Origin of the sequence: Brevundimonas sp. AJA228-03, assembly GCF_017795885.1 — a bacterium.
In the GTDB taxonomy this organism is placed as follows: Bacteria; Pseudomonadota; Alphaproteobacteria; order Caulobacterales; family Caulobacteraceae; genus Brevundimonas.
Window position 1 is genome coordinate 1,496,183 of sequence record NZ_CP059297.1, and the last position, 16,890, is coordinate 1,513,072.

Consider the following 16,890-nt stretch of genomic DNA (forward strand, 5'->3'; position numbering starts at 1 on the left):
TCAGAACTCCGTGTCTGGGGCGGCTGTGAAGGTGAGGACGGCGCTCATCCGGGCGCGCGCGAAGACGTCCCAGTCGGGCGGCGGGGACTGCGGCGCGGCCCGCCGCGGGGGGCTATCGTTCGTTGCGGGTCGAACGTCCCCCAGGGGCAGGACGCCCAGGGACGCGGCGGCGGCCTCGACCCGGCCCACGTAGCCGTTACGAAAGCCGCGCTCCGGATGGCCGGTGTTGTATCGAGAGAGCGCCACCCTCAGGGTCGTCTGGCGATCGACGCCTTCGGCAGGCCGATAGCCCGCGCGCAGGACGACGCCGGCGGCGGCGAGGTTGCGGCACGGGTCGAAGGCCGCCTCGACCGACAGGCCGAGCCAATCCAGATTGTCGCTGTTGATCTGGGCCACCCCGAGATCGAGATTCGCCCCGCGCGCCAGCAGGCCGCGGGCGATGCGCGCCGCGTCGGCGGCGTCACGCGGAGGCCGGGATGGGCGCGGACCCCGGTTCACCCCGATCGCGACCGGGTTGAAGCGGCTTTCCGCATAGGCGATGGCGGCCAGGGTTTCCGGGGCCACCTGCGGCGCGCAGGCCTGGGACAGGCTGAGGATCAGATTGAGGTCGAGCAAGGCGGGCTCCATCGGGAGCCCCAAGCAAACCCGATCGGCCCCTTAGCTGGCGACCCGCGACCCTCCCGCCGGAAATCTACGGTAGGAAGGTCCGCGGTTCCGCAGGTCGCCCCGCCTGGCCTGCGAGGCGCGCCACCGCCTGGATGCGCGTGCGAACGCCGAGCGCGCGGCAAGCCAGCATCAGATGCTCGTCAACGGTCCGCCCCGAGATGCCGATCTGTTCGGCGATCCGGGGAGAGCTCAGACCCTGGGCCGCCAGGGCGAGACATTGGCGCTGCCGGTCGGAAAGACGGTCGGTCAGGTCCGAAGCGGGGAACGGGTTACTGGACGAATACGCGGACATAGACTCAAGCACAGACCCAACGGTGGGTTTGCGGCAAGCCCGCAGGTTCTCGGCGGGGCGTCTACGGTGTCGGATTCCCGGAGGATCCTCCATCCTCGCCGTCGCCGGGCGCAACCAACTTTCCCAACCTCTGCTGCAACCATGCATTGGCGGCGCTGTCTCGGCGGACGGACTGCAGGGCGAGGTCCTTCAGCGCCTTGGTGAAGGTGTTGATGATCGTGCGTGCGTCGAGTTCGCCGAGCACGTCGCCGACCTCGGCATCGAACTCCTGCAAAGCGACCATCAGAATGGTCATCAACTTGTTGTCGGCGGTTCGCAAGGCGAACTCCGGTGATCCAAGAGCGAGCGCGGCCAGGATCGCGTAGGCGTCGCAATCCGTCGCTTCGGCGAAGCGATGAATTCGTTCGAGATTCACGCGCCCGCCGCCGGACTCGAAGTGTTCGTATGATCGAAGGGCCATGCCCATCGCCTGAGCGATCTCGGTTGTCTTCATCCGACGATGGGTCCGGATCAGCCGAAGCGCAGCCGACAGGGTCTCGCTCTGGGACTGGCGTTCGGCACGATCCATCGGTCGGCTTTCCTCGTCGTTCTCGAGGCCGCCGGACTTACGCCTCAGAACCCCTACTGGTTGAAAAATGCGCCAACGACGCTTCAAATGAAAGGCGCCAAGGAAACGGTGTCTAAAGCTTGCGGAAAGGCGCAAACAACATGCGGGTTGCTAACGAAACCTGTAGATTTTTCGTTCGATCCACGTCCGCCAAGCGACGCGCGGGATGATCCGCCATGCCAAAGATTTCCTGAGCGTGGCGATTCCGGAGACGGAAGGCGGGACGTCGTGAAGACAAGGGATCCCTATCACCTCGCCTTGACGGCCCTCGCCCAGTTCGCCGGAGCCGGCAGGTTCGGCTGGGGCATGCCGCTGGTCACGACAGCCGTGGCCGAGGAACTGGGGTTGAGCCCGACGCCCGTGCGTGAGGCGCTCGCGCGGTTAGCGGGCGAGGGCATCATAGAGCATCGACCTGGGCGCGGATATTTCGCGCCCAGCCCCAGTTCGTCGGATATCATTGAACTTTATGAGCTGCACGGGCGATTGGCCAATTGGGCGCTGATCGGTTGCGGGAGCAGCCTCGTCTGGCCCCTCGCAGAAAAAGCTGGTGCCCCGCAGGAGCGCCTGGAACGGCTGTTCGTCCAACTCGTCGAGGCGTCCGGAAACGGAGCTCTTATCCGCGCTCATCGCCGCACGGTGGCGCAGCTACGGCCGATCCGCGTCGTTGAGGAGCGTGTGGCTCCCCTGTCCTCGGAGGTCGTCGATCGCATGGAAGGCCTTCTGTCCCAGGCGCGGCTCGATCATCTGATACCTTTAGTCGAGACATACCACAGTGAGCGTTCGGAGCATGCGCAGCCTGTGTTCGCCATGATGCGGAAATCAGCAGAAAGTATTGACCAAATATAGATTGAAAATAGAGGATGTTGAATGACTTACTGCCCGACCGGAGCATCCCGTTCCGGCTTTAGGAGGCAATGTCATGTTGAAGACCCTGTCTGGCCTGATCCGCCTCGGATCGGCCGAAAGCCAAACCCGCGCGGAGGTCGGCGTCGAGAAAGCCGAACTGAATCCGATCTATCACTACGACGACGATGGCGGTCGCATCGGCCTGCAGCGCCTCGGCGCCGCCGGTCTGGAAACCCGGGCCACCGGTCCAGGCCCGAAGACCGAGCTCAACCCCGTCTTCACCTACGAAGACACCGGGGTGCGCGCCGAGGTCGTTCGCCTGGGGGCGGCGGAAACGCGGACGCGGGCTGACTCCGAGGAAGGGCAGCTGGAGCTGATCCCGGTGCAGCGCTGGGAAATGGGCGGCGCAGCCCGCTGACCTGTCGCAAGGCGTCGGCCCGAGAAGCCGGCGCCTTGTTGCCTTGAAGGATGCGGCGATGGGCTCTGACCTGAGAGGCGATGTTCATGTCGCCTGTGTTGGCGACGCCATGGTCCTGCTCGACCTGGCGGCCGACAGCTATTTGTGCCTGCCCAATGGCGCGGAGGACCTGATCCGCGGCGCGGACGGCGCCCCGATCTTTGGCGCCGGGGTGGTCGGGCGCGCCCTGGCCGAGGCCGGACTGCTGGCCGAGGGACCGCGACCGCGCGTGCCGCCGCCGCCGCCCCGGCCGACACAGACCGTGATCCACGGGCGGCCTTCCCGGGCGCCGAGCCTTCTCGACTGGGGGGCGGCATTGGCCGCCACGGCCGAGATGCGCCGCATAAGGTCAGGGGCTGGGGTCGAGGCCTATCTCGCCGGCGCCGCCGACGATGGGAATGATCGGACCATGGACCGCGTCGCTGAAGCGGCGCGGACCTTCTGGCGGCTCGCGCCTTGGCTTCCGATCGAGGGCGAGTGTCTCGTTCGATCGGCGTTGCTGATGCGTTTTCTTCGCCGACGCGGACTGCGGGCCGACTGGGTCTTCGGGGTGAGGCTCTTCCCGTTCATGGCCCACTGTTGGGTCCAGGCCGATGATCTGTGTCTGAACGACGATGTGGAACGGCTGACCGCCTATAGCCCGATCTATTGCCGATGACCTGGGCCGATCACGGGTATCTGGTGATTCAGACGAGCCGGCCCAGCGCCGAAGACGCCGCCGTCCTGGACCAGGCGCGCGGAGCGCTTCAGGCGGTTGGGTGGAAATGCGCGATCTCGGTGGAGGGTTTGGACATCTATCTGGGACCTCGCTCGCCCCTGAACGTGCGTCTCGTGCACCGCCGTCATGTTCTGATCGGGGAGTACCGCTGGCGTGATCGGGCCCTGTCCGCCGTCATCGGCTGCAGCCGTGGCCCGGTCGACCTGGGACGCAGCGCCGTCCGCGCCGGCTGGGGGCGATACATCCTGGCCTGGAGCGCTGACGACGAGCGCCTCGGCCTGCTGCGGGACCCGAGCGGGGCGATCGATTGCCTGGCCTGGCGTCGCGGGGGTCTTCGTATCGCCGCAGATCAACTGCCGCCCGAGGTCGATCTGCTTCTGCCTGAGACGGTCGCGATCGACTGGCCAGTGTTGGGCGAGATCGCCGACCAACCTGGTCTGCTGAGCGATCGGCCGCCCCTGCGTGGAATAACCTCGGTTACGCCAGGCGACGTCGCCCTGGTCGGTGATCAGATAGAGGCGCACACAGTGTGGCGTCCCGCCGAAGCTTGCCGGGTAAATTCCTGGGACGACTCGCCCGACGCCCTGCGTCGTGTGGTCGATGGGGCCGTGGCCGGCGTGTCGGAAGGGCACTCGATCCTGCTCGGTGAAATCTCTGGCGGGCTGGACTCCGCGATCGTCTCCAGCAGCCTCGCGGCCGTCGGTGCAAGGTCCAAGGCGTCCTACGTCAACTATTTCGGGGACTGGGCCGAGGGCGACGAACGCGCCTATGCGAAGGCCGCGGCAGACAAAAGTGGTGCGCGCCTGACGATGGCGCGCAAGCCCGTCGCGGCCATCACGCCGCAGATGCTCGAGCCCCTCGGCTGGGGTTTCCGACCCGCGCTTCATGGCGTCGATGTCGCTTACGATGAGGACGTGGCCCGACGGATCGGCCGCGTCGGAGCCACTGCCCTGATCACGGGACAGGGCGGGGATGCCGTATTTTTCCAGGCTCCGGATCCCCAGGTGGTCATCGACCGGCGTCGCCGAGAAGGGCTTCGTGGTCTGGACCCACGCTACTGGGCCGAGGTCGGACGTTGGACGCGCCATTCGGCCTGGACCCTGGGCGTTCTGGCGCTTTGGCCGCCCCGGCCTTCGACCCGAGACCGCCGCTGTCATCCGTGGCTCGCCGACGCCGATGACATACCGCCTGCAAAGAGAGGGCAAATCCTTCGGCTGGCGAACTGCCAGTTGTTCTGGAGCGATTGCCGACGGGCGCGGGCGGCCCAGTTGCTCCACCCTTTGCTCACCCAGCCGGTGATCGAGCATGTCATGGCGGTCCCTGCGGATCGGCTCATCCTGGGTGTGAGGGATCGGGGACTGGCCCGCGTCGCCTTCTCCGAGCGGTTGCCACCCTCGATCCTCGAACGCCGGGACAAGGGCGACCTCAGCCAATTCTATGGCCGCGTCGTCCTCTCCAGCCTGGTCGAGCTTCGTCCGTTTCTTCTCGATGGTCTGCTGAGTGAACACCGCCTGATCGACCGGGTCGATCTGGAGCGCGAACTGACGCCGGAGCGTCTGGTGTGGAGTCCCCTCAGCAACCGTCCACTACTGCTGGCGGTCCTCGAGACCTGGGCCAGGCACTGGACCGAGCGGATCGAGCGGCGTGGGCGGCCCCAGATAGCGCGCCAGCCAGCCGAGGATCCGATCATGTAGGTCTCGCAGGTTGCCCGGACTCGCATAGGTGTGGCCCTCTCCGAAATAGGTGAGGAGGGCCGCTTCCCGGTCGAGCCGGTAGAGCGCGCCGAAAAGCGAGCCCATCCTGGCCGTATCCAGGTCCGATTCGATCAGGAGAACGGGCGCGCGCAGGTCATCCACACGGTACAGCGGGCTGGCCTCTACATAGGCCTCGGGGCGTTGCGCGAAAAAGCCGAACGAGCCTTGGCCGGTCTCGCCCCAGCCTGCCATCTGGCCGACCGGAACGCCCTCGTCAGGCGCGACGCGATAGAAGGCGGGCAACTCCATGGAGCGGCTCAGGTCTGCATAGCCGTTCGACGCGATTACGGCGCGGAACCGATCGCTCTGTGTCGCGGCGCTCAGGACGCCGTATCCGCCGAAACTGTGTCCGATCAGGGCGACCCGATCCGCGTCGATCAATCCCCGTCGGCCGGCCTCGTCCACGATCGCCAGGATGCGGTCGGCAAGGCCTTCCGCCGCCGGAGGCCCGCCAGGCTTGAGGGGAAGGCTGACGACCAGGACGGCATAGCCGGCCCCCGCAAGCACCACGGGGTTATTCTGCAGCTGTGTCGTGCCCGGCGACAGGGCCGCCGGCGCCGAGCGCGGCGCGGAGCCGGGATAGACCACGACAACGACGGGCGGCCGGGCGCCCTCCGGCAAACCCGGCGGCTGCAGCAGCCAACTGGTCAGGGGTTGGCCGTCGGGGCCGGTGTGAGGCACTGGCACGATCCGGCCCCAGTCGATGTCCCGCCACCCTGCGTTCGCGGGAGCGATCGCTTCAGCGCCGCCCGACCGGTGAACGCGCAGGCCGCTGTCGCCCCGATCGGTCAGATAATGCGTCACGAGGAAACTGGCGTCGGGGCCGGCCGCAAGGATCCGCTCGTCGGGCTGCAACGGCGTCACGCAAGTCTGACGGCGGTCGGCCAGACGTGACAGGCATGCCCCATCGACAAGGATGTGCGAGCCGGCCTCGAGCGCGCTGGGGTTCCACCGCTCCGGATTTCCGCCATCACCATTCGCACCCTGGCCCCAGAGCCGCCCGGCGGCTATACGGGCGCCGTCGCCGCCGAATCGATAGACGCCGTCTGACCTTTGGATCGCCGCGCGTCCGCGAAGCGACACGAGGCGTTCGGCTGGCTCAACGACCGGGACCCGAGGCTCGCCTGCCGCTTCCGGCCGCAACCAGACCCTGCCTCCAGTTCGCGAACGCGCCTGGACGACAGGTTGAGCGCCATCCCAGCTCGCCAAAGGCACGGCGACCCCGTCCCAGGTCCGCTCGATCCAGGGTGAGTCCTCGCCCATCGTGAGCGGTCGGGCGCGGCCGTCTTGCCGGACCAGCCAGTAACGTCCGTCCTGATCGAAGTCGCCGCCAAGAGGGCGTCCGAAGACCAGAAGGCGGTTCGAGTCCGGCGACCATGACAGCAGGTACATGGCCAGGTCTTCATCCGGCAGCGGCTGCCGGGTTGCGCCTGTTTCCAGGTCGACGAGCGTCAGCCGTCGGCGGCGGAGAGGGTCGCCGACCCGCAATGGCCTGCCGGGACTGGGTTGAAGGTCCTCGGCCTCCTCGAGGAGGGCCGCATGGCCGCCGTCCGGCGAGAGTCGAAGGTCGAACCATTCGCCCGAAGCCAAGGCCCGTGAACGTCCGCTGGCGACGTCGAGGGCGACAAGATTGGACGCCAGGGCCTGAGACCGGCTATCGCGCTGCCGGCCGCTGGGGATGTAGACCGAGCTGGCGCCGTGGCCGCTCGCGGCTGTACGCCACAGCCGTTCGATCCGTGCCTGGGCCTGATAGCCGACGCGCATCGCCACGGGCGGATCATCTAAGGGCCGGGCCACGAAGATCAGTTCGGTGGGCGAGCGCCAGGCGACCGTCCGTCCGAACTGGATCCATTCCGGCGTGAACGGATGCCAATCGACGGCGCCGGTGTCGAGCGTGAGGACGCCCAGGCGCACACTGTTTTCGGTGACTCGGAAGACCACCATCCGTGCACCGTCCGGAGAGAAGGGGCCGGAAACATAGCCGACATCGTGGCCGGAAGAAGCGAGCCGGACCTTCGGCTCGCCACCCGCAGCGGGGCGAACCTCGAGTTCGCTCAGCAGCCAGTTCACCGCCGTCGACAGCGCATAGGAGCCGGCCTGATCATAGGCCGCCTGTCGTTCGACCGTGATCCACCGTCCGTCAGGACTGATGCGAACCGTGCCGGTGTCTTCGTGTCCGACGAGGTCATCGACGGTGAACGGCCGGCCGGTCTGGGCTGACGCGGGACAGACTCCGGCCAGGCTCGCCGCCAGGGCGAGCGCCAATAGCGAGCTCCGCATCACCAGCTCCGGGTCAGCTGCAGGGACACGAACCGGCCCAGTACATTGGTGTTGGCCGCGTCGTAGGCCACGCCTTGGGGCGCGTCGTAAAACGGGGGATCACGGTCGAACAGGTTCTGGACCGTGAGCGAAAGCATCGCCCCGGCGAGGACGCCGTCCTCCGGGGCGTATCGGACCAGCACATCAGCAGTCGTCCATGACCCGATCCTGTTACCGACGAGGTCCTGGTACGATCCGACGTAGTTCAGGGAAGGGGCCACGGTCCAGGATCCGCGCGACCAACTGCCCGAGGTCCGGCCCCGAAGCCCGACCGGGAAATTGGGGCGGTCGACCTGAGAGACGGTGGGCGATGTCGGAGTCGGTTGAGCGTCAAAACGCTCCAGCCAGGTCATGTTCACCGCCACGTTGAACGCGTTCGGGCCGAGATCGAAGCCGTAGTCGGCGGTGATGTCGGCGCCCTGAACTTGCACCCGCGCCGTGTTGACGTAACGCGCATCGACAATCGCGCCGTAGGCGGTGGCGGGGAAAAGGTCCCGAAGACCCGTCGTCGGCAGATCGAGGATCGCCTGGATGGCTGCCCGATCGTCGGCGTTGTTGATCGGGTCGAGCGTGCGAACGAACGGCGCCAGCGACGGGTCGCCCAAAGCCGTGAGAATGCTCTCCAGCGCCGGTTGGCCAATCCTGTTGTCGAAGTCGGTTCGAAAGAGGTTGACCCCGAACTGAAGCCCGGGGACCGCATCTGGCCGGACCTCGAAACCGCTGGTCCAGGTGTCGGCTTCCTCAGGTTGAAGATCCGGGTTGCCGCCGTACAGGATCATCGAGAGGATCTGTTGAGACCCCCGAGGCAGGATGGAGGGACTGGCGCTGGGCGCATCGTTCAGCTCGCGCAAGGCGGGCGCGCGAAATGAGCGGCCGTAGTTAGCTCTGAAGAGCAGTTCGTTCGTGGGCTTCCAGAGCACGCCGACCTTGGGACTGGTCGTCTGCCCCACGTCGCCATAGTCCTCAAACCGCGCCGCAAGGGAGAGCTCAAGCCGTTCCAATCCCGGGCGAGCGTTGTCGGCGCCGAAGAGCGGCAGGCGCACCTCGGCGAAGGCGGCCGAGACCTGTCGGTCCGTTTCCGTCGCTGCGCCCACGGCCGGCGCGCTCCCGGATGTGAATCCGGTGAACTGGCGCTCAAATGTTTCTTCCCGGAACGCCAGGCCCGCAGCCAGCCGCAGCGGGCCGCCCGGGAGATCGAGGATCGTGCCGCCGACCTGGAGATTGGCGGATGAAACGGTCGTGCGACTGTGGGTCCGCGTGTAGCCGGAGCTGATGAAATCGAGCACCGTGCTATTATTGATGAGCCCGTCGCCAAAGGGATTCAGATAGCCGTCCCGCACGGCGCTGAATGGCGTGGCCGGATTGTCCCCTACGGCTCCGAGCGCCTCCCGCAGATAGGTCGATTGAAGCGCGCCATCCGTTGCATTACGGCTTTCCTCGGATGAATAGGCGACATAGGCGTCGAGCTTCCAGTCCGCGAACAGATCAGCCACGCCGCCCACGGTGGCGCCGAAACTTTCCACCTCGCCACTGATGCGCGGAGCCGGAATCTCCTTCTGGAACGAATAGGCGACGGTGTGCGATCGCGCGCCGGCCGGCGACACGAAGAACGGATTGGCCGAGGTGACCGTCAACAGGGTGCTGATGGGGAAGGACACCGTCTCGTAGTTGCGTCGTCCGTAGCGCGCGTCGCCGCTGATCTCGAAGCGGTCGCCCAAGTCCTGCCGTGCGGCAGTGTAGACGCTCTCCCGGGTTTGACGGGGGAGAACATTGACCCCGGCCCGGTGGTTCTCGAGGTTGATCTGCCCGGCGAGAAAATCGCCGGGCCGAAGGCCGACGCCCGCCTGACCCGGCGGGATGGCGTAGGTCGGAACGTAGCTGCCTGAAGCCGCGTCGAACACGACGATGTTGCCCGGATTGCTGTAGTATTGCCTTCGGTCTGTTCCGCCGCGCCACCGCAGGTCCGCGTCGCTGGCGAGCCGCCTTTCCGACCCCGCCAGCGCCTCCCGATCATAGTATTCATAGGTGATCATCGCGCCGCCGCCGGTCCATCGCCGGCCGATCGTCTGTCCGAACTGATACTCGCCGCTCGCGCCGTCCCAGGTGTCGCCCAGCCGAATCCGGGTCTCCGCACCGTCGTAATCGTCGCGCAGGATGATGTTCACCACGCCGCCCACCGCGTCGGCGCCGTAGAGGGCAGAAGCCCCGTCGAGCAGAACATCGACGCGTGCGATCGCGGCCGTGGGGATCGAGGAGACATCGGCGAAGTCGCCCTTGGCCCCGGTGCCTGCCAGGCGTCGACCGTTGATCAGGACGAGCGTGGCGTCGCTGCCCAGGCCGCGAAGGTTCACGCCGTTCGCAAAGGTCGAATTGGTGCCGGATCGGTCGGCGCCGTTGTTCAGTGCGCCTTCGTTGGCGGTGCCGCCGAAATTCTGCGGCAGGCTGGCGAGCAGTTGGGCGACCGTCGCCCGTCCTTCGCGGTCCATCTGGTCGCGGGTCACCGTCACGACGGGCGACGGGCCATCGCCCGCTCCACGGATCAGGCTTCCCGTGACGACCACTTCCTCGAGTTCGGTCGCTTCGGCTGCATCCGCGTCCGCTCGCGCCGAAGGGTCATAGAGGACGAACACATTGGAGCGGGTCCGCCGGTGCGACAGGCCGGTGTCGCGCAGCAACGCAGCCAAGGCGGCCTCGGCCGGATAGCTCCCGCTGAGGCCCGGCGATTGGCGGCCGGCGACGAGAGCGGCCGGGTACAGGATCTGTTGCCCGCTCTGCTGGGCGAAGGCCGTCAGAGCGCGATCGAGCGGTCCCGCGGCGACGTCATAGCGTCTCACCGCATCCGCAGTTTGCGCGATCACCGGCGTCGCCGACGCCAGGAGCAGCGCGGACAGCGCTGTTGAACCCAGACCCATACGCATACTCTTTCCCCCTTAGGTTACCCGCGCGTTGGCGGGACGGGGAAGAGACGATGGGGAGGGCGGGTCCCCCTAAGTCCGCTTACGAATTATAATTCAGGCTGGAGGCCCAGACAGGATCACTGTGCCATCGGGCCGCCGCTCGGCTTTCACCGAATAGAGATCCTGCAGCGCGGCGATGAAGCCATCGGTGTCGCCGGTGTCGAAAACGCCGCTGACGGGGATATCGGCGATGTGCGAGGCCCGCAGATCAATCTTCTCGTCGCTGTAGCGATTGATCTCCGCCACCGCGGCCCGTATCGGCGTCGCCCTGAAGATCAGACGGCCGGTGGTCCAACTCGTTTCCTGGGCGATGTCGACGGTCGCCACCGCCGGACGCGGCGCCGCTGTGACCACTTGCTGGCCCGGGTTGAGCGACCATCCGGCGTCGCCTTGGGCGGTTTCCCGTACCGACACGCGACCCTCGACCAAAGTGACGCGCGCGCCGTCGCCCATCCGGCGGACGTCGAAACGGGTTCCGATCGCCGTAACGTCGGTGTCGCCTGCTGAGACCACGAAGGGCCGGGCCGGGTCGCCAGTCACGTCGAAGAAGGCCTGTCCCGACAGCAGCGCCACCGATCTCCGGTCGTCGCGCAGTCGGACCTGGATCCGTGACCCCGTGTCTAGGGTGACGCGCGACCCGTCATCCAGACGCACGGTGCGCTGCTCGCCAACGGCGGTCGCATAGTCGAGCGGCCTGTTGACGGCCCAGAGCGCTCCGGCGGCGACGACCGCGACGGCGGCCAGCGCGACGCCGCCGAGCGGCGTCCAGAGCCGGGACACCAAGGCTCGCGCGCGGACGGGGGACGAGGCCTTGCCCATCGCTTCTGCCGTCAAGTCGCTGATGTCGGGGTCGCCCGCCAGGGTGTTGGTGGCGTTCCAGACGGATTCAACCCGTTCGTAGGCGCGTGCATTGTCGGGATTCCGTCGCCAGGCGCTGAACGCCTTGACGTCGTCCGTGGACACGCGCCGCTGGCTGAGGCGAGCAAACCAGGAAGCGGCTTCCTGCCGTCGGATGTCGAGGTCGCCATCGACCGTCATCATACCCTGCCTAATCGTCCAGCCGAGCGACGCAGTGCTCCAGCGCCTTCGACATCCGCCACTCGACGGTCTTGACACTGAGGCCGCGCGCCGCAGCGATCTCGGGATAAGTCATACCGCCAAAGCGGCTCAATACGAAGATGTCCCTATACAGCGGAGGCATGGTGAGGATGATCTGCTTCAGCATCAACTGTTCCGCCTGAGACGCGGACTCGCTCTGATCTTGGCCGAAATCGCCTGAGGACTCGCGTTGGCGCTTCAGACGTCGGCTCTCGTCGCGCACCAGATTGAGCGCAATTCGCAGCAGGAAAGCCTTAGGATGCCGGATGTCCGCGCTCCGATAGGGAGCCGCGCGAAGATAGGTCTCCTGAACCACGTCGGCAGCCTGGTCGGCGCCGACGTGCGCCCTAAGCCGCCCATCGAGCCAGCCGGCATAGCGACGATAGAGACCGTTCAGGCCCTCCGCCGCTTCCGGTTTCAGCTCTTTGGCATCGGTCAACGCGAATCTCCGGCCTCCGGGGAGGGACGGGGAATCCGAAGACGAGATCGCGCAGGCTCCGCACCCCGGGCGGGCGCACGGGTTCGGGCCGCTGACAAGCGACAGGCGCGTGAGACGCGCGTCGTTGAGTTTGACTTCGCACAGGGGATTCCAGGCCCCTGTCGGCGCGGACGCCGACACCCGAGCATGAATCAAACGGAATCCAGACGCAAGCCGGAGGGGGCGGGCGTTGGAATCCTCTGCGAATAAGGCCCGCTTCAACCCCGCCCGCACCGATCGGAAGGCCGCAAAAAAGCGGCGGAAGGCCCGCAAAACATTGACGTTGCCCGCCGGCGAAGCCCCCGTGTACGGATGAAGTCAGACAACCAGTGGTGTACCATGGAAGCCGTTGCCGAAGATCCTGATCGACAGCCGGTCGCTGTCTCACTGAGCCCGCGCGAACAGGAATGCCTCCAGTGGGTGTGTCGCGGAAAAAGCTCCGCTGATATTGGGACCATTCTGTCTCTGTCGCCCCGGACGGTGGATTCCTACCTTGAGAAAGTCTGCGCCAAATTGCGGGTCCGCACCCGGATCGAGGCGGTCGCGAGTGCTGTCCGCGATGGATTGATTGATCCGGCCTGAGGCGAAGGGGGCGGGCCAGGAACTTCTGTGAGGAAGCCCGGCGTTTCACCGCCGACCGCCGCCGACGCTCACGCGTCCCCTGGCTCTCGATCGGCGCCTATCGTTCCCGGAACCCGCCATTGCCTTTTTAGCGCAGGACGTCAGGTTGCGCACCTGCCGCCCGTCTCACGCCGTCAGGGCGACGATCGCCTGCCAGGTCAGGACCACCCCGACGATGCTGATCAGGGCGCCCGACGCATAGGGCGCGCGCCGGGCGAAGGTGGCGAAGCCGCCGGCCCAGCGCTTCTCAGCATGCCGCATGCCTAGGGCGGCGACCACGCCGACCGTGACCATAGTCACGGCCAGTCCGATCGAGAAGCAAAGGACGAGGGTGGCCCCCAAGGCGACCTGCTTGAGCTGTAGGCAGAGCAGCAGGACGGTGATCGACGCAGGGCAAGGGATGAGGCCGCCGGTCAGACCGAACAGGATGATCTGCCAGGTCGTCACCTTTCGATTGGCGAACCGCGCCTTGATGTCATTGGCGTGGGCTCGCTCGTGGGCGTCCTGATAGCCGGGATCGGAGACGTCCAGCCCGCCATGGTCGTGACCATGATCGTGACCGTCCTCGCTGAAGTTCACTTCGAAGGCGTGGACGTGGCCGCGGTGGCCGATGGTCAGCCGTGCCGCGAAGGCGTGCGGTTCCGGAATCGCCTCGGTGGAGCGGAGTCGGTCGCCGTCGCGCTCGAAGGTGAAGCTCTGGGTCGCGCCGCCCGCCCGGGTGGTCGTGACGATGACGTCGTCGGCTTCCAGCAGCGGTCCGCTCTCGGCGGTTATGCGGAACTCGGGCGGGACGTCGTCCTCGAAGATGCCGAGGATGAGGACGCCGTGTCCGGTGTCGATGCGGCGTGTCTCGTCATGGGCGTGACCATGGTCGTGCTCATGATCGTGTTCCTTGGGCGCGGCGCGTTGCTCGCGCCAGGTGGCGAAGATCATCCAGGCGGCGACGCCGAGGATGATCAGGGCGGACGCCAGTTGGAACCAGGGCTCGGACGATTCCAGATCGAGGTTGCGGCCGAAATAGAGGCCGGCGAGCGCGATCGCCCAGACGATGGCGGTGTGGGACAGGGTCGCCGACAGACCCAGCAGCATGGCCTGCCAGACGGTTCCGCGCACGGCGACGATGAAGGCCGCCATCATGGTCTTGGAGTGGCCGGGCTCCAGCCCGTGCAGGGCGCCCAGCAGCAGGGCAGAGGGTATGAAGAGCCAGGCGTGGGCCGAGCCCTGCTGCAGCAGGTCCGCGAACGGGGTCATCGGCGTCTCACAGGTATTTGGTGATGTCTTTGAAATCGGCGATGGCCTTGCGTGCCTCGTCCGGATCGCCCTCGGCCGCATGGGCCAGGCAGTGGTCGATGTGGTCGTGGATCAACGTCTTCTTGGCGGCGGCCACCGCCTTCTCGATGGCGTGAAGCTGCTGCGCCAGATCCTGACAGGGCCGGCCGCTCTCGATCATCTGGATGACCGTGTGCAGATGGCCGTCGGCGCGGCGAAGGCGTTTGACGATCTCGGGATGGGAGGCGTGGGAGACGTGGGCCATGACGCCGCATATCCTCCCCGGGGGGATATTGCAACTATCCTCCCCGGGAGGATAAGGTCCGCTTGGCGCGCACTCGCGCCGGACCTCGGAGTCGCTCGTGTTCTCTCCCCTGCGTCACCGCGCCTACCGACATCTGTTCATCGCCCAGGTCGCGGCTCTGCTGGGGACGGGGATGGCGACTGTCGCGCTCGGTTTGCTGGCTCACGACCTGGCGGGCGCCAGCGCCGGCGAGATCCTCGGCGCCGCGCTGGCGATCAAGATGATCGCCTATATCGGCGTCGCGCCCTTCGCGAGCGCCTTGGCGGCGAAGCTGCCGAGGAAGACTCTGTTGGTGTCGCTTGATGTGGTCCGCGCCGGCGTGGCCGCCGCCCTACCGTTCGTCGGCGAGGCCTGGCAGGTCTACGCCCTGATGACAGTTCTCTATGTCGCGTCGGCGGCCTTCACTCCGGCCTTTCAGGCGATGATCCCCGATCTGCTGCCGGACGAGGGCGAATACACCAAGGCCCTGTCGCTCTCGCGCCTGGCGGCCGATCTGGAGAGCGTGGCTAGCCCGGTTGCGGCGGCGCTGCTGCTGGCGGTGATGAGCTACAACAATCTGTTCGTCGGAACGGCTCTCGGCTTCGTCGTCTCGGCCCTTTTCGTGGTCAGCGCGGTCCTGCCCGCCCTGTCCCGGGCGCAGCCGCTGCCTTTCATGCGGCGGCTGACCGGCGGCCTGCGCCTGTTCGCTCTCACCCCACGCCTGCGCGGATTGATGGCGATCAGCCTCGCCGAGGCCGCAGGCGGGGCGATGGTGTTCGTCAACACCGTCGTCCTGGTTCAATCCCGTTTCGGACTCTCGGGCCAGCACACCGCCTGGGCCCTGGCGGCCTTCGGGCTCGGCTCCATGGGCGCCGCGGTCGCCCTCCCGCGTCTGCTCACGCGGGTCTCCGACCGCAGCGCCATGCTCTGGGGCGCGGTCATCATGACGGGCGTCCTGCTCGCGGGATCCGTTCTCGCCACGAGCTATGTCGTGCTGCTCGGGCTGTGGGCCGTGATGGGCGTGGGCTATTCCTTGACGCTGACACCGGCGGGACGGGCGTTGCGTCGCTCCTCCAACGCCCAGGACCGGCCGGCCCTGTTCGCGGCCCAGTTCGCCCTGTCGCACGCCGCCTGGCTGGTCGCCTATCCGGTGGCAGGCCTGGTCAGCGCCGCCGTCGATCCGAGCGCGGCCTTCCTCGTTCTGGCCGGCCTATGCGCGGTCGGTACGGTGCTGGGGTTTGTCATCTGGCCGGCGCACGATCCAGCGGACCTCCCGCACGTCCACGATAATCTGAGTGCGGGGGATGCGCACTTGGCCGACGCGAAGGTGACCGAGGCCGGGGCTGCGCATGCGCATCCGGTCGTCATCGACGACAGCCATCCGCGGTGGCCGAAGCGTCCGGACTGACGATCGGCTCGCTGGGTGCGACTTCAGGTCAGTCGATCGAGATAGGCCGCCCAGGCTTGACGACCTGCCGGGGTTAGCACGATCCGGGTGCGTGGCTTGCGTCCCAGGAAGCCGCGTTCGATGCGAATGAACTGGCTCTCCGAAAGCCGTTCGAGATGCCGCGACAGGACATTGTTCGCGGTCTCCAGCGCACGGGCGATCTCGGTGAAGTCGGCGCTGCCGCGATCCGACAGATAGGCAAGAACGCCGGCCCTGGTGTGATGGGCGAGAAGATCGCTCAACCGGCGCGTTCCCGCATCAGCAGTATCGCCGGGAAACAGGCCAGGCCGAGCAGGCTGAGGCCGACGAGCAGGACGAGTTCGACGGTATTGCCGACCACGGCGGCGGCCAGGGTGGCGGCGAAGCTGGCGACGGCGACGATGAGCAGCCAGCGGCGATCGGTCATCAGCGCCGTCGCCCACCAGGCCGCGCCCCAGAGCGCCAGGACCGTCATCGGCAGCATGAAGGCCGTCTGGGCGACATCGCCCGTCGGCTGGGCCGCGGCGTAGAGATAGGCGACGATCACCGTCACAAAGGCCGCGAAGGCGGCCGACCAGGCGGCGGTTGCCGCGCGGCTGAGACCGCGCCCGCGCGAGACGAAGGTCCGCCATGCGGTCCAGACGGCCATGACGATGAAGGCAAGATGGGCCACGGGCGGGATATAGTGGACCCAGGGGTAGAAGAGGCCGCCCGGATCATCGGCCCCATCGATGACGATGGAGGCGTAGATCAGAAGGAAGCACAGACCGTAGCCCGCGCCGAACACCGCCATCACCGGCAGGAACGGAGCCGGGCGGCCTCGACCGGCGTGCGCGATCCGCTTGAGATAGGACAGGTCGGCGGGCGTGGGCGTCTCGGTCATGGCGGTCTCCGTTCTGCGATAAGTTTGTATAACAAAGTAGTCGCGTCAAGGCTGTTTCTCGAGCGGGCGTCGAGACGTCGCTCGACGCCTCCTATGAACGGAGGGTCGGAGGTGGTGGCCACTGTCGGCGGCCGGCCGACGCGCCGACCCGCGTTCGAGAAGAGCTGATCCCGCGCCGGTTCCGAGATGGGGCCGACGCGGGAGGCTTTGGTGGGC

At 67.0% G+C, this 16,890-nt stretch carries 17 protein-coding genes; 6 read left to right on the plus strand and 11 right to left on the minus strand.

The genetic code is table 11. From position 1 onward, the window contains the following. The 3 genes from HZ989_RS07440 to HZ989_RS07450 all read right to left on the minus strand — a co-directional run bounded on the left by HZ989_RS07440 (position 1) and on the right by HZ989_RS07450 (position 1,526). Positions 1 to 615, minus strand: coding sequence for a lytic transglycosylase domain-containing protein (locus tag HZ989_RS07440; RefSeq protein ID WP_245162492.1), 615 nt, complete (start codon positions 613 to 615; stop codon positions 1 to 3). A gap of 76 nt (positions 616 to 691) precedes the next feature. Continuing rightward, positions 692 to 1,105 carry a helix-turn-helix transcriptional regulator gene (locus tag HZ989_RS15315; protein WP_371812989.1) on the minus strand — a complete coding sequence of 138 codons (414 nt, stop codon included), beginning with the start codon at positions 1,103 to 1,105 and terminating at the stop codon, positions 692 to 694. Next, positions 1,020 to 1,526, minus strand: a complete 507-nt coding sequence (locus HZ989_RS07450) for a helix-turn-helix transcriptional regulator (RefSeq protein ID WP_209322967.1) — start codon at positions 1,524 to 1,526, stop codon at positions 1,020 to 1,022. The genes HZ989_RS15315 and HZ989_RS07450 overlap by 86 nt, the downstream gene beginning before the upstream one ends. 87 nt (positions 1,527 to 1,613) lie before the next feature. Here HZ989_RS07450 and HZ989_RS07455 point away from each other — a divergent pair, with 87 nt between their 5' ends. The 4 genes from HZ989_RS07455 (at position 1,614) to HZ989_RS07470 (ending at position 5,280) form a co-directional block, all read left to right on the plus strand. After that, positions 1,614 to 2,411, plus strand: coding sequence for a GntR family transcriptional regulator (locus HZ989_RS07455; protein ID WP_209322968.1), 798 nt, complete (start codon positions 1,614 to 1,616; stop codon positions 2,409 to 2,411). A 73-nt stretch (positions 2,412 to 2,484) separates the two neighbouring features. Further along, a complete protein-coding gene (locus HZ989_RS07460) occupies positions 2,485 to 2,829 on the plus strand; it encodes a hypothetical protein (protein ID WP_209322969.1) in 345 nt (114 codons plus the stop codon). A 58-nt stretch (positions 2,830 to 2,887) separates the two neighbouring features. Continuing rightward, entirely contained in the window at positions 2,888 to 3,526 is a 639-nt protein-coding gene (locus HZ989_RS07465) for a lasso peptide biosynthesis B2 protein (RefSeq protein WP_209322970.1), read from the plus strand. A 23-nt stretch (positions 3,527 to 3,549) separates the two neighbouring features. Next, positions 3,550 to 5,280: an asparagine synthetase B family protein gene (locus tag HZ989_RS07470; RefSeq protein WP_209322971.1), complete on the plus strand. Its 1,731-nt coding sequence runs from the start codon at positions 3,550 to 3,552 to the stop codon at positions 5,278 to 5,280. On the opposite strand, the gene HZ989_RS07475 is transcribed toward HZ989_RS07470, so the two are convergent. From HZ989_RS07475 to HZ989_RS07490, 4 genes are all read right to left on the minus strand, one after another. After that, complete coding sequence (locus tag HZ989_RS07475) at positions 5,173 to 7,410, minus strand: prolyl oligopeptidase family serine peptidase (protein ID WP_209322972.1); 2,238 nt, start codon at positions 7,408 to 7,410, stop codon at positions 5,173 to 5,175. The genes HZ989_RS07470 and HZ989_RS07475 overlap by 108 nt on opposite strands. Before the next feature lie 209 nt (positions 7,411 to 7,619). Then, on the minus strand, positions 7,620 to 10,577 hold the full coding sequence (locus HZ989_RS07480) for a TonB-dependent receptor (RefSeq protein WP_209322973.1): 2,958 nt from the start codon (positions 10,575 to 10,577) through the stop codon (positions 7,620 to 7,622). 93 nt (positions 10,578 to 10,670) lie between these two features. Continuing rightward, complete coding sequence (locus HZ989_RS07485) at positions 10,671 to 11,654, minus strand: FecR family protein (RefSeq protein ID WP_209322974.1); 984 nt, start codon at positions 11,652 to 11,654, stop codon at positions 10,671 to 10,673. 10 nt (positions 11,655 to 11,664) lie between these two features. Further along, on the minus strand, positions 11,665 to 12,153 hold the full coding sequence (locus HZ989_RS07490; protein WP_209322975.1) for an RNA polymerase sigma factor: 489 nt from the start codon (positions 12,151 to 12,153) through the stop codon (positions 11,665 to 11,667). 378 nt (positions 12,154 to 12,531) lie between these two features. Here HZ989_RS07490 and HZ989_RS07495 point away from each other — a divergent pair, with 378 nt between their 5' ends. After that, the gene (locus HZ989_RS07495) at positions 12,532 to 12,774 is read left to right on the plus strand and encodes a helix-turn-helix transcriptional regulator (protein ID WP_209322976.1); all 243 of its coding nucleotides are present in this window, start codon (positions 12,532 to 12,534) and stop codon (positions 12,772 to 12,774) included. Between the two features lie 165 nt (positions 12,775 to 12,939). On the opposite strand, the gene HZ989_RS07500 is transcribed toward HZ989_RS07495, so the two are convergent. Together HZ989_RS07500 and HZ989_RS07505 are read right to left on the minus strand one after the other, a co-directional pair. Next, complete coding sequence (locus tag HZ989_RS07500; RefSeq protein ID WP_209322977.1) at positions 12,940 to 14,064, minus strand: nickel/cobalt efflux transporter; 1,125 nt, start codon at positions 14,062 to 14,064, stop codon at positions 12,940 to 12,942. 7 nt (positions 14,065 to 14,071) lie between these two features. Continuing rightward, positions 14,072 to 14,347 carry a metal-sensing transcriptional repressor gene (locus HZ989_RS07505; RefSeq protein ID WP_209322978.1) on the minus strand — a complete coding sequence of 92 codons (276 nt, stop codon included), beginning with the start codon at positions 14,345 to 14,347 and terminating at the stop codon, positions 14,072 to 14,074. A gap of 97 nt (positions 14,348 to 14,444) precedes the next feature. Here HZ989_RS07505 and HZ989_RS07510 point away from each other — a divergent pair, with 97 nt between their 5' ends. Next, positions 14,445 to 15,773, plus strand: coding sequence for an MFS transporter (locus tag HZ989_RS07510; protein WP_209322979.1), 1,329 nt, complete (start codon positions 14,445 to 14,447; stop codon positions 15,771 to 15,773). A gap of 23 nt (positions 15,774 to 15,796) precedes the next feature. Here HZ989_RS07510 and HZ989_RS07515 read toward each other — a convergent pair whose 3' ends face one another. After that, positions 15,797 to 16,054, minus strand: a complete 258-nt coding sequence (locus HZ989_RS07515) for a transcriptional regulator (protein WP_209322980.1) — start codon at positions 16,052 to 16,054, stop codon at positions 15,797 to 15,799. After that, a complete protein-coding gene (locus tag HZ989_RS07520) occupies positions 16,051 to 16,674 on the minus strand; it encodes a hypothetical protein (protein WP_209322981.1) in 624 nt (207 codons plus the stop codon). The genes HZ989_RS07515 and HZ989_RS07520 overlap by 4 nt, the downstream gene beginning before the upstream one ends. Positions 16,675 to 16,890: the final 216 nt, after the last annotated feature.